We start from the raw sequence: 12073 nt of genomic DNA, 5'->3' as shown, positions 1-12073 counted from the left end.
TCAGGCGGGCCGGGTGATCGCGGCCAGCATCAGGGCACGAAGTTCGGCGGCGACGTCGGCGACCGGCAGCGGCGGGGTGTGCGCCTGCCACTCGCGCAGCAGGCCGGTCGCCGCGCCGACGAGCGCGATCGCCGTCAGGCGGTAGTCGCGATCCGGCGCGACCCCGTGCGCGGCGGCGTGCCGGGCCTCGGTTTCGATGAACGCGGCCCATCGGTCGACCCACTCCTGGTGCTGCGCCTCCAAAGCGGCGCTGACGCCGACGGCCTCGACGTAGTTCAGCCGCGGCATCCGGGGATCCGAAGTCACCGTGCCGACGAAGACGTCCAGCAGCGTTCCGATCCGGGTGACCGCGTCGGCGTCCTCCAGGCGTTCCAGAGTGCCGGTGACGTGTTCCAGCGCGAGCGCGTTGATGCGCTCGTGCAGGGTGAGCAGCACCTTCTCCTTGCTCTCGAACTCTTCGTAGAAGTTCCGCGTCGAAACGCCCGCGCGGGTGCACAACTCGGTGATCTTCGCCTGCCGGTAGCCCGTGGACGTGAACAGGTCCAGGGCCGCCACGAGCAGGCGTTCACGCCGTTCGGCGCGCCGCTGCTCGGGCGCGACCCCGCCGTAGGTGCGGGCCACTCGACCTCCCCCGATTCGGTAACTGGGATTGCCAGATGCTAGCAACATCGCCTACATTGCGAAAATCGCAATTACCAAACTGGAGACGGCAATGACGCTTCGGACAGTTCTGGTTTCAGTCCTCGCAGCCACTCTGATCGGCGCCCCCGCCGCGCAAGCCGCGCCGAGCGCACCCGGGGACCTGGTCGACTACAGATCGGTCGTCGCCACCGCCCCGGCGAAGGCCTGGAAACTCCACTACCGCTCCACCTCGGCGACCGGACAGCCGAACACGGTGTCGGGCATCCTGCTGGTCCCGCGCTCGCCGTGGACGAAGGGCGCCCGCCCGCTGGTCAGCTACGCCGTCGGCACCCACGGCCTCGGCGACCGCTGCGCGCCGTCGACCCGGCTGACGAACGGGTCCGAGAACGAAGTCCTCCTGATGAGCCAAGCGCTTTCGCGCGGCTGGGCGGTCGTCGTGACCGACTACGAGGGCCTCGGCACCCCGGGCACGCACACCTACGCCGTCGGCCAGTCCGAAGGCCGGGCCGTCCTCGACGCCGCCCGTGCCGCCTCCAAGGTCCCCGAAGCGGGCCTGTCCAAGACCGGGCCGGTCGGCGTTTTCGGTTACTCACAAGGAGGTCAGGCCGCGGCCTTCGCCGGGGAACTCCAGCCGTCCTACGCACCGGACGTCAATCTGGTCGGCGTCGCGGAAGGCGGTGTCCCCGCGGATCTGAACGCGGTCCTGAAGTTCAACGACGGCGGGCCGGCGTTCGGTCTGGTGCTCGGCGCGGCTGTCGGTTACGCGACCGCTTATCCGGAACTGCCGTTCGACGAGGTGCTCAACGCGAAGGGCGAGAGGGCCGTCGCGAAGGTCAAGGAAGCGTGCACCGTCGAACTCGGCGCGGCGGCGCCTTTCGCGCGGCTCAACGACTTCACGACCGTTCCCGATGTTTCGTCGGACCCGCGCTGGCAGGCCCGGCTCGGCGAGAACCTGGCGGGTAGGACCAAACCGGGCGCGCCGGTCTTCCTGTACCACGCGTCGCTGGACGAACTGATCCCGCTTTCGGTCGGCAAGGGCCTGCTCGACCGATACCGCGCCCTCGGCGCCGACGTCACCTGGCAGGAGTTCCCGCTGCTCGAACACATCGGCGGCGTGTCGGCGGGCGGTCCGGTCGCGATGACCTGGCTGGGCACGAAGTTCTGACGCCCCGAGGATGACGCGAAAGCCACTTTCGCAACCTTGAAGGTTGCGAAAGTGGCTTTCGCAACGTCTTCCCGCCGCCGTACGAGCCACTCCAGCCACGCAGAGGGAGCAAGGGACCTTTAGTACCGCTAGGTTTTCTAGCGACGCTAGGCGACCGACGGCCGACACGCGTGATCGGATGGCCGGCTCACGTGATCAGACGGACGACACGCGTGATTGAACGGACGACTCGCGTGATCAGACGGACGACACGACCGAGGCCGGGTTTCGCCGCGTGTCGTCCATCCAGTCACGCGTGTCGTCCATCTGATCACGCGTGTCGTCCAGTTCCGACCCAGCGCTAGGCGGTCTCGAACACCCGCAGCGCGGTCACCGCGTCCGGTGCCAGCGAAGTCGTGAGCGTCCCACCGGCGGCCAAAGGCGTACGCGACCACCACTCACCGGACGCCGCGGGAACCGAAGGACCCCCGACGACCAGATCGGTCGCCAGCACCCGCCGCCCCGCCAGATGCGCGAGGCTGGAGTCCAAAGTGGAGTCTCCGATCGCCAGCGTCTGCCGCAGCACCGGAACCTCACCTCGCGTCACATGTTGCGTGGTCACCAGAGAGCCCGGCCGCTCACCGGCCCGCCCCAGGACCAGCACCTCCCGCGTATGCAGGAAGGCGTCAGAAGCCAACGAGGCCCGGAACTCGGCGGCATGCCGGGCACGAGCGGTCACCACGGTCGGCTCCGGCAGGTACTCCAGAGCCCCACCGCCCTCCACGACGATGTCCACCAGGGACGAACTTCCCTCGCCGTGCGACCCCGGGAGCGCGAGCGTCGCCGCGACCCCGGAAAGCCGCAGCGAAGCCCCGGCGCCGACACGGATGGTCAGCTTCAGCTCGTCACCGCCCAACGGCGACGTCGCCGAATTGACCAGATGCACCACCGCCGTCGCACCGGTGCCCCGCTTGGGAAGGAGCGTGAGCGGCGCCATCGAGCGCAGCTCACGCAGTACGGTCCGGCCACCCTCGAAGCAGGCGGTCAGCCGCGCGTGCGCCTTCACCCCGCGCGGACCGGGAGCAGCGAGCGGACCCAGTCCGCGACCGCCGGAGCGTCCGGAGTGTCCACAAGGGACTGGGTGATCACCGGCAGCTCGCCCCGCATGCGGTGCGCGTCGGACGTCATCACGTCCATGTCCGCCCCGACCAGATGCGCGATGTCGATCTTGTTGATCACCAGCAGATCCGCCGTCGTGACGCCTGGCCCGCCCTTGCGCGGCACCTTGTCGCCGCCCGCGACGTCGACCACGAACACCTGACTGTCGGCGAGTCCCCTGCTGAACACGGCGGTGAGGTTGTCCCCGCCGCTTTCGATGATCACCAGATCCAGCCCGGGAAAACGCTCCTCCAGCCGTTCGACGGCGTCGAGGTTCGCGGTGATGTCGTCGCGGATCGCCGTATGCGGGCACGCGCCGGTCTGCACGGCCTCGATCCGCTCCGGGTCGAGCACCCCGGCCTTGCGCAGGAAGTCGGCGTCTTCGGTGGTGTAGATGTCGTTCGTGACGACGGCGAGGTTCACCTCGTCTCCGAGTGCCCGGCACAGCGCCGCGGTGAGCGCGGTCTTCCCACTGCCCACCGGCCCGCCGATCCCGATCCGGTACGCGCGCCCCGCGGTCGGCGCCTGCTCGTAGTGGTCGGGTTCCGCGGCGGTCGGGTCGAAGTTGACCGGGTGCACATGTCCATGACCGTGACCATGCTCAGCTGGCAAAGAGACGCACCTCTTCCTTGTGATGCCGGGCGTGTGCCTCGGCGAACAGATCGAGCGCCGGTGAACCCGGCGCCGGGAGATCGGCCGGATCGTCGCCCGCGACCTCGGCCGCACGCAGGGAAACTTCCCGGACGTCGTTCGCGAGCCTGGCCACGACCGCGTTGACGGCGAACGGGTCGAGACCGAGCAGCCGTACGGCCGCGCTCGCGGGTCCGCTGATCGCGAGGTAGGCCACCGCCATCGCGGCGTCGAAGGGCACCCCGACCAGCGCGCCGACGATCACCGGATGATGCGGTCGCGGGGTTTCCTTCAGCAGCCGCGAAAGCACCGGCGACGGCCACGCCGCCTTGCCCGCCCTCGCCGTCCCGCGACCTTGCGCACGAGACGCCTCCCGCTGCGCGAGCGACGGCGTCCTGGCGTCGAGTTCGAGGTCGAGCCGCCGCCAGTGTCCACTCTGGACGTTCCGCGCGGCGGCGTGCGCCGACGCGGCCGCGAACACCGCGGCCAGCGAACCGGCCGTGCGCAGGCGCCCGGAGAGGAATCCCGGCAGGTCGCGCTCATGCGTGATCAGCTTCCGGGTGACGGCCTCTTCGAGCCCGCCGGAATGGACGTGCCCGCCCCCGGGGAACCGGGAGTCGGCGAGGATGAGCGCGGAGAGATCCATCAGAAGAGGAAATACCTTTGCGCCATCGGCAACTCCGTCACCGGCCGCGGCTCGATCAGCTCGCCGTCGACGTGTACGGCGAAGCTGTCCGGCTCCACCCGGATATCCGGCGTCGCGTCGTTGAGCACCATGTCGGCCTTGCCCCGCGAGCGCGTGTTCGAGATCGGCACGAGCTTCCGCGCGATGCCGAACCGTTCCGCCACCCCGCTTTCCAGTGCTTCCGGTGCCACGAAATGAAAGCTGCTGGCGGCGGCGACCACCGGGGCCGCGCCGAACATCGGCCGCGCGAGCACCGGCTGCGGCGTCGGGATGGACGCGTTCGCGTCGCCCATCGCCGCCCACGCCGGGAAACCGCCCTTGAGCACCACATGCGGCCGGACCCCGAAGAACTTCGGCTCCCACAGCACGAGATCCGCGAGTTTCCCGACCTCCACCGAGCCGATCTCGCGCTCCATGCCGTGTGCGATCGCCGGGTTGATCGTGTATTTGGCGACATAGCGACGCACCCGCAGATTGTCGGCCGCGCCGTCGCCGGGCAGGGCGCCGCGCCGTCGTTTCATCACGTGCGCGGTCTGCCAGGTCCGGATGATCACCTCGCCGATCCGGCCCATAGCCTGCGAATCCGAGCTCATCATGGAGATCGCGCCGAGATCGTGCAGGACGTCCTCGGCCGCGATGGTCGTCGGCCGGATCCGGCTTTCGGCGAACGCCAGATCCTCGGGCACCGACGGGTTCAGATGATGGCAGACGACGAGCATGTCGAGGTGCTCGTCGAGGGTGTTCGCGGTGTGCGGGCGGGTCGGGTTCGTCGACGACGGCAGGATGTTGGGCAGCCCGGCGACCTGGATGATGTCCGGCGCGTGCCCGCCGCCCGCGCCTTCGGTGTGGTACGCGTTGATCGAGCGTCCCCGGATGGCGTCCACAGTGGACTCCAGAAACCCCGCTTCGTTCAGCGTGTCGGTGTGGATCGCCACCTGGACGCCGGATTCGCCGGCCACCGTGAGACACGCGTCGATCGCGGCCGGGGTGCTGCCCCAGTCTTCGTGCAGTTTGAACCCGCCCGCGCCGGCGGCGAGCTGTTCGCGCAGCGCCTCGTGCCGGACGGTGTTCCCCTTGCCCAGCAACAGGACGTTGACCGGCTGGCCGTCCATCGCCTGCAGCATCCGGCCGAGGTTCCACGCGCCGGGCGTGACGGTGGTGGCCTTGCTGCCTTCGGCCGGCCCGGTCCCGCCGCCGACGAGGGTGGTGAGCCCGGACGCCAGCGCGGTCTCGGTCAGCTGCGGGCAGATGAAGTGGACGTGGCAGTCGATCCCGCCCGCGGTGAGGATCTTCCCGTTGCCGGACAGCACCTCCGTCGACGGGCCGACGACCAGCGCCGGGTCCACTCCGTCCATGGTGTCCGGGTTGCCCGCTTTGCCGATGCCGGCGATCCGGCCGTCGCGGACGCCGACGTCGGCCTTGACGATCCCCCAGTGGTCCAGGATCACGGCGCCGGTGATGATCAGATCCGGCGCGCCTTCGGCCCTGGTCGCCATTCCCTGGCCCATGGATTCGCGGATGACCTTGCCGCCGCCGAACAACACTTCGTCGCCGCTGCCGGACGGCCCCATACTGCGGTCTTCGGTGACCTCGACGAGCAGATCGGTGTCCGCGAGGCGGATCCGGTCGCCGGTGGTCGGGCCGAACAGTTCGGCGTATCGCTCGCGGTCGATCGACGGCATCAGGACTCCATCCGCAATCCGGGCACCACGCGGTTCCCGGCCAGCGGGACGAGATCGACTTCGCGTTCGACCCCCGGTTCGAACCGGACCGAAGTCCCCGCGGGCACGTCGAGCCGATGTCCTCGCGCGGCTTCGCGATCGAATTCGAGCCCAGGATTCACCGCCGCGAAATGGTAGTGCGATCCGACCTGGACCGGCCGGTCGCCGAGGTTCCGCACGAGCAGCCGGACCCGAGGCCTGCCCGGGTTCAGCTCGACCGGCGTGTCGCCGGTGATGATCTCCCCTGGTCGCACTCGCGGCCCTCCCTAGACGATCGGGTCGTGCACGGTGACGAGCTTCGTGCCGTCCGGGAAAGTGGCTTCGACCTGCACGGAATCGACCATCTCCGGCACCCCGTCCAGCACCTGCGCCCGGGAGAGCACCGAGCGGCCGCCGGCGACGAGTTCACTCACCGTCCGGCCGTCACGGGCACCTTCGAGGACGTGGTCGGTGATCAGCGCGACCGCCTCGGGGTAATTCAGCCGGACCCCGCGTTCCAGGCGTTTGCGAGCCACGTCCGCCGCGACGTGAATGAGCAGTTTGTCCCGCTCCTGGGGGCTCAGGTGCATGGGAAAGGTCTATCACCGGAAACCGCCGGCCGCCCGATCTCGAAACACAGGATTTACGTCGGCGTCCGGTACACGCAAAGTGAACGGCACCGTAACTCTTCGCGTACGAAGCCCGCTTTCACTGAATCGTTCTCGTAATCGTGACCGAAAGCACCACATCTTTCGATTGCCCCGGGCCGCGACGTGGAGCAAAGTTTGTCCATCCGTGCGATGAGGCGCGCCTTCGCTGCGTGCATCCCGTCCACGCATGAAACACAAAGCCGGGGAATGCGCATCGAAAGGTTTCACCACAGTGAGTACCTCCACGATCAGCACCAAGCCGTCCGACCAGGTCGACGACGGTTTCCGACCGGGTCTCGAGGGCGTGGTCGCCTTCAAGACCGAAATCGCCGAGCCCGACCGTGACGGTGGCGCGCTGCGCTATCGAGGTGTCGACATCGAGGATCTCGCCGGCAAGGTGACCTTCGGTGACGTCTGGGGTCTGCTCGTCGACAGCCGCTTCGGCCACGGGCTACCGCCCGCCGAGCCGTTCCCGCTGCCGGTGCACACCGGCGACGTCCGCGTCGACGTCCAGGCCGCGCTGGCCATGCTCGCCCCCATCTGGGGCTACCGGCCGCTGCTCGACATCACCGACGACGAAGCGCGCGACCAGCTGGCCCGCGCCTCGGTGATGGCGCTTTCGTACGTCGCCCAGTCCGCGCGCGGAATCGGACAGCCCGCCGTCCCGCAGACCAGGGTCGACGAGGCGAAGTCGATCACCGAACGGTTCATGGTCCGCTGGCGCGGCGAGCCCGACCCGGCCCACGTCAAGGCCATCGACGCCTACTGGGTCTCGGCCGCCGAACACGGCCTCAACGCCTCCACCTTCACCGCCCGGGTCATCGCCTCGACCGGCGCCGACGTCGCCGCGGCGCTGTCCGGCGCGATCGGCGCGATGTCGGGTCCGCTGCACGGCGGCGCGCCGGCGCGGGTGCTGCCGATGATCGAAGAGGTCGAGAAGACCGGTGACGCGGTCGGCCTGGTCAAGGGCATCCTGGACCGCAAGGAACGGATGATGGGCTTCGGGCACCGCGTGTACCGCGCGGAGGACCCGCGGGCGCGCGTGCTGCGCCGCACGTGCCAGGAGCTCGGCGCGTCGCGCTACGAGGCCGCCGCGGAGCTGGAGCAGGTGGCGCTGAAGGAGCTGCGCGAGCGGCGTCCGGACCACCCGATCGAGACCAACGTCGAGTTCTGGGCGGCCGTGATCCTGGACTTCGCCCAGGTACCGCCGCACATGATGCCGGCGATGTTCAGCTCGGCGCGCACCGCGGGCTGGGCCGCGCACATCCTGGAGCAGAAGAAAACCGGGCGCCTGGTGCGGCCGTCGGCCAAGTACGTCGGGCCGGAGCCGCGCAAGCCGGAGGACGTCGAAGGCTGGGACCTGGTCGTCAAGCAGTCCTGACGCGCGCGCGATGCGTTTGGTCTCGTGAGTGGCAAGGACGGTTCTAACCGTCCTTGCCACTCACGAGGCCCACTGCCTGCTCATGTCGTTCGGTCGTCGTGAGCATGGCCGTGAGCTGATCGACCAGCCAGCCGTCCAGGGCTTCGCGCGGCACGGCGCGCTCCTGCAGCCAGCTCAGCAGCGTGCCCTCCACCACCGCGGTCCAGCAGCGCAACGTCAGCAGGAGCATCGGCGAGGGTTCCGGCACCGCCAGCGCGTCGAGGATGAGCTCGACGGCGCGATTGCGGACCTCGTCGATCGCGGCGTCCGTTTCCGACGTCGCGATCACCGAACCGCTGCGCAGCAGCGCGACATAGCCCGCCCGGTAGTGATCGGCGACGTCGATCAGCCCGCGGACGGCGGCCCGCAGCCGGGTTTCGGGTGGGCCTTCCTCCAGCCCGGCCAGGCCGTCGATAAGGCCTTCGGTGACTGTTCTCAGCGCCTCGACCTGCAGTTCACGCAGGCTCGAGAAGTACCGGTAGAACAGCGGCCGCGAAACGTCGGCGCGGGCGATGATGTCGTCGACCGTGACGAGTTCGGGCGCGCGCGAGCCGAACAGGTCCAGCGCGGCGCGGATCAGGTCCTCGCGGCGCGCCTCCGGCGACATCCTGCGTGGACGTCGGGTCACGGGGTGACGTCCAGTTTCGCCGCGGCCCGCAGCAGCCCGGGGGTGAGCCGGGAGAGGACGAGCGCGGCCTTGGCCTCCGGGGTCGACGGCTGGATCGCCTTGTCCTTCTCGACCGCGCGCAGGATGTCGCGCGCGACCTTCTCCGGGCCGAAACCGCGTTTCGCGTACAGCTTGCTGCTCGACTTCTGGCGCCGCTTCTGCTCGATGTCGTCGACGCCGACGAAACGGGTGGTGCTGGTGATGTTCGTGTTCACGATGCCGGGGCAGATCGCGGTGACACCGATGTTCTCGGCGGCGAGCTCGGCCCGCAGGCAGACGCTCAACGTCAACACGGCGGATTTCGTGGTGGCATAGGCGGAAAGGATTTTCGAAGGCAGATAGGCGGCGGCCGAAGCGACGTTGACGATCTGGCCGCCTTCCGCGCGCTCACGCATCTGCCTGGCGAAGACGCGGCAGCCGTGGATGACGCCCCACAGGTTCACGTCGATGAGGCGTTCCCAGTCCTTGACCGTCGTGTCGAGGAACGGGCCGGACAGGCCGATCCCCGCGTTGTTGACGACGATGTCCGGGACCCCGAACTCCTCCTTGACCTGCTGGGCGAATTTCTCGACCGCCTCGGCGTCGGAAGAGTCCACCGTGTACTCGCCGACGGTGACGCCCTTGTCCCGCAGGAGTTTCGCGGTTTCCGCGGCGGCCGAGCCGTTGATGTCGGTGATGATCAGGTCGGCGCCTTTGTCCGCGAACGCGAGCGCCGTCGCGCGGCCGATGCCGCTGCCGGCGCCGGTGACCACGACGAGCTTGTGCGCGAAACCTTCGCTCCTCGCCTGTTTGAGTGCGCGGCTCTCCTCGCCACCTTCGACGTGGTCGATCAGCTCGGCGGTGGCGTCGGCGATCACCTGGGGCTTCTCGCGGACGACCCAGTGCGTGCCGGCGATCCGGCGGATCCGGAGGTCCGGCGCCCAGCGCTCGATCTCGGTCTGCAACGGCGTGGTGACGAATTTGTCGCCGGTGGGCGCGAGCACCTGTACCGGGATTTCGGCCGGCCGCGGCCTTGGCCGGGAGAGACGCGTGAACATGTTGGCGCGGTAGAGATTGAGCCCGTACAAGCCGTCCGAAGTGGACGGCGCTCCGGCCGCCGGATCCATCCGGCCGATGAGCGCGCCCATCGCGCCGGTGCGCCAGAGCAGCTGCGGGATCAGGGGGATCTGGAAGCCGAGGATGTAGGTCGAATGCGCCCACTGGACGAGCGCGTTCTTGAGCCTTTTCGGGCTCGGGCGCACCTGCGCGCGGAACCACGCTCCCGCGTGATCGAGGCTCGGCCCGGAGATCGACGTGAACGACGCGAGCCGTCCGCGCAGCCTGTCCCCGGTGACCGAATGCCAGGTCTGGATGGAACCCCAGTCGTGCGCGAGCAGGTGCACCTTGCCTTCGGGCTGAACTTCGTCGACGACCGCGGCCAGGTCATCGGACAGCTGGTCCAGTTTGTAGGACGCGCGTCCTGATGGCTTGTCCGAGCGGCCCGCGCCGCGGACGTCGTAGACGACGACCCGGTAGCGGCGTTCCAGCAGGGCGGCGATGCCGTCCCACATGGAGCCGTTGTCCGGATAGCCGTGGACGAGCACCACGGTGGGCGCGTCGTCGACACCCGTCACCCGGACCGAAAGACGGACACCGTCGCCGGCCGTCACCCACTTGTGAGACATGCTGTCATGTTAGACAACTTGTCAATAAGGCGGCTTTTTCAGCACGGCGCGACCGATGGTCCACACCGTGTCGATCACCAGGATGAAGGTCCAGATCCGGCCGATGTTCAACAGCCAGTGACCACTAGAGTTCCAGTACCAGCCGGCAGGGTGAGGGCCGCCGAACAAGGCTTCGAAGGGCCAGCTGTAGCCGGCGAACGCCAGCGCCGCCTGCGCGAGGGCGTACACCGCGACATGGGCCGTCCAATTGCGGAGCGGGTTCGCGCGCTTGTTCGGCTCCTTCGTCACCGATTCGGCCGCTTGTGGACTCTCCTCGACCGTGCGGGTGGCCGGACTTTCCTTTTGTGACACCGTTTTTCGTGGTTCCACGGGAAACTCCGCAACTCCGACACGCCGTACGGCGCCACGAACCACGAATGATCCGAAGAGCAGGAGCGCCGCCGCGCCGAAGCAGGCGACACGCCACCCGGCGTCCGAGCCGTAGAGCTGCCCCGCCGCGAAGGCCCCGATCGTCGCTCCGAGTAGCGTCGCGCTCTCGTAGATTCCCATCGCGCGGCCGAGGCTGAGCCCGGCCGCCTCCGCGACCACCGCCTGCTCCACCGGGATGGCGGCCGCGAACGCCGCCGCGGACAGCACCCACATGACCGCGAGCACCGGCGGGCTCGGCGCGAAGGACAACCCGGCGGCGAAGATCGCGCTCGCCACCATCGCCAGCGCGAGCACCCGCGTCCGGCCGACTTTGCGGACGAAGCCGTGCAGGTAGTCCGGCAGCAGGCTGTACACGATGAAGCCGGGGATGAACACCGCGGCGATCTCGCCGAGTTTCAGCTGATGCCCGCGTTGCAGATGCATCAGGAGCAACAGGGCGACCCCGGCCTCGGCCATCGCGGTCAACGCGACGAGCGCGAGCATCGGGCGCATTCTCCTGCCCAGTTGCAGCATCCGCGGCGCGCCTTCTTCGCGCACGGGCGCGGACTTCGCGTTCAGCAGGACCACCGCGGCCACCGCGCAGGCCGCCGCGCCGAGCCAGAACACGCCCCGGTAGTCGATCCAGGCGATGGCCGTCAGCGCGACCACGAACGCGATCCACGTTCCGCCGCCTTCGGCCGCGAACAACTTGCTGAACGCACCGTCGTCGCTCGCGAGGCCCTCCCCCACGCGGGCCCGCAACGCGACCCAGAACAGCGCGCCGCCCGTGCCGCCGAGAACCGCGGCCAGATAGGCGACCCCGATCCCCGGCGCCACCGCGTAGACCACAAAGGACAGTCCATAGAGGACCGCCCCGACCGCGGCGATCCGGCCACGGTCGAACCGGTCCGCGAGGGAACCCGCGATCGGCCGGACCACGAACGACACCAGCGTCTCCAGCGCCGTCAGCGCCCCGACCTCGGCGGCCGACGCGCCGAGCTGACTCCCCACCCACAACGGCAGGAGGAAATCGAGAACCTCCGCCGGCCCCTTGGTCAGCGCGGCGGCGAGCTGGTTCTCCTCCGCCCGTCGCTTCTGTACTACCTCGTCCACCCCAGTACCCCCTGTTCGGATACGACTGTATTCTAAAACGGGATTGCCGGGCAAGCCGGGACGGAGGGATCGATGAGCCGGCCCCCGCATTCAGTCGACTAGTTGCCGCCGACCCCCGGCGGCGTGTTGGGGAATGCCCCTTGGCAAAGTTGTTGGTTTGGGAAATTTGGTTTGGCACCGCCCCCCCCGGGG

12 protein-coding genes are annotated in these 12073 nt (G+C 69.1%); 2 read left to right on the top strand and 10 right to left on the bottom strand.

The annotated features are described in order from the left end of the window. Positions 1-621, bottom strand: coding sequence for a TetR/AcrR family transcriptional regulator (locus tag ACZ3HL_RS07720; protein WP_465410851.1), 621 nt, complete (start codon positions 619-621; stop codon positions 1-3). A 91-nt stretch (positions 622-712) separates the two neighbouring features. Between ACZ3HL_RS07720 and ACZ3HL_RS07715 the strand changes: the two genes are divergently transcribed. After that, positions 713-1807: a lipase family protein gene (locus ACZ3HL_RS07715; RefSeq protein ID WP_465529524.1), complete on the top strand. Its 1095-nt coding sequence runs from the start codon at positions 713-715 to the stop codon at positions 1805-1807. 340 nt (positions 1808-2147) lie between these two features. Here ACZ3HL_RS07715 and ACZ3HL_RS07710 read toward each other — a convergent pair whose 3' ends face one another. From ACZ3HL_RS07710 to ACZ3HL_RS07685, 6 genes are read right to left on the bottom strand one after another with little or no spacing between them, the layout of a single operon-like run. Further along, positions 2148-2852, bottom strand: a complete 705-nt coding sequence (locus ACZ3HL_RS07710; RefSeq protein WP_465529522.1) for an urease accessory protein UreD — start codon at positions 2850-2852, stop codon at positions 2148-2150. Continuing rightward, complete coding sequence (ureG, locus tag ACZ3HL_RS07705) at positions 2849-3556, bottom strand: urease accessory protein UreG (RefSeq protein ID WP_400943575.1); 708 nt, start codon at positions 3554-3556, stop codon at positions 2849-2851. The genes ACZ3HL_RS07710 and ureG overlap by 4 nt, the downstream gene beginning before the upstream one ends. Continuing rightward, positions 3546-4220: an urease accessory protein UreF gene (locus ACZ3HL_RS07700; RefSeq protein WP_465529520.1), complete on the bottom strand. Its 675-nt coding sequence runs from the start codon at positions 4218-4220 to the stop codon at positions 3546-3548. The genes ureG and ACZ3HL_RS07700 overlap by 11 nt, the downstream gene beginning before the upstream one ends. Continuing rightward, positions 4220-5941, bottom strand: coding sequence for an urease subunit alpha (locus tag ACZ3HL_RS07695; RefSeq protein ID WP_465529518.1), 1722 nt, complete (start codon positions 5939-5941; stop codon positions 4220-4222). Before ACZ3HL_RS07695 ends, ACZ3HL_RS07700 begins: the two co-directional genes overlap by 1 nt. Continuing rightward, a complete protein-coding gene (locus tag ACZ3HL_RS07690; protein ID WP_465529516.1) occupies positions 5941-6234 on the bottom strand; it encodes an urease subunit beta in 294 nt (97 codons plus the stop codon). The genes ACZ3HL_RS07695 and ACZ3HL_RS07690 overlap by 1 nt, the downstream gene beginning before the upstream one ends. Positions 6235-6246: 12 nt before the next feature. Further along, on the bottom strand, positions 6247-6549 hold the full coding sequence (locus ACZ3HL_RS07685) for an urease subunit gamma (protein WP_465529514.1): 303 nt from the start codon (positions 6547-6549) through the stop codon (positions 6247-6249). Between the two features lie 292 nt (positions 6550-6841). Between ACZ3HL_RS07685 and ACZ3HL_RS07680 the strand changes: the two genes are divergently transcribed. Next, positions 6842-7990 carry a citrate synthase 2 gene (locus ACZ3HL_RS07680; protein WP_465529512.1) on the top strand — a complete coding sequence of 383 codons (1149 nt, stop codon included), beginning with the start codon at positions 6842-6844 and terminating at the stop codon, positions 7988-7990. A 43-nt stretch (positions 7991-8033) separates the two neighbouring features. Here ACZ3HL_RS07680 and ACZ3HL_RS07675 read toward each other — a convergent pair whose 3' ends face one another. From ACZ3HL_RS07675 to ACZ3HL_RS07665, 3 genes are read right to left on the bottom strand one after another with little or no spacing between them, the layout of a single operon-like run. Beyond that, entirely contained in the window at positions 8034-8636 is a 603-nt protein-coding gene (locus ACZ3HL_RS07675; RefSeq protein ID WP_465530001.1) for a TetR/AcrR family transcriptional regulator, read from the bottom strand. A 17-nt stretch (positions 8637-8653) separates the two neighbouring features. Further along, a complete protein-coding gene (locus ACZ3HL_RS07670; protein WP_465529999.1) occupies positions 8654-10345 on the bottom strand; it encodes an SDR family oxidoreductase in 1692 nt (563 codons plus the stop codon). 36 nt (positions 10346-10381) lie between these two features. Further along, on the bottom strand, positions 10382-11881 hold the full coding sequence (locus ACZ3HL_RS07665) for an MFS transporter (protein ID WP_465529510.1): 1500 nt from the start codon (positions 11879-11881) through the stop codon (positions 10382-10384). Positions 11882-12073 lie beyond the last annotated feature (192 nt).

The sequence above is a fragment of the Amycolatopsis sp. NPDC000009 genome, assembly GCF_055563465.1.
The sequence above is the reverse complement of the archived record's forward strand: the minus strand, read 5'-3'. Positions and strand labels throughout refer to the sequence as shown.

Coding starts and splice junctions, on each gene's coding strand:
- ACZ3HL_RS07715 (WP_465529524.1), top strand. CDS start 713: ATGACGCTTCGGACAGTTCTGGTTTCAGTCCTCGCAGCCACTCTGATC.
- ACZ3HL_RS07700 (WP_465529520.1), bottom strand. CDS start 4,220: ATGGATCTCTCCGCGCTCATCCTCGCCGACTCCCGGTTCCCCGGGGGC.
- ACZ3HL_RS07695 (WP_465529518.1), bottom strand. CDS start 5,941: ATGCCGTCGATCGACCGCGAGCGATACGCCGAACTGTTCGGCCCGACC.
- ACZ3HL_RS07685 (WP_465529514.1), bottom strand. CDS start 6,549: ATGCACCTGAGCCCCCAGGAGCGGGACAAACTGCTCATTCACGTCGCG.
- ACZ3HL_RS07675 (WP_465530001.1), bottom strand. CDS start 8,636: ATGTCGCCGGAGGCGCGCCGCGAGGACCTGATCCGCGCCGCGCTGGAC.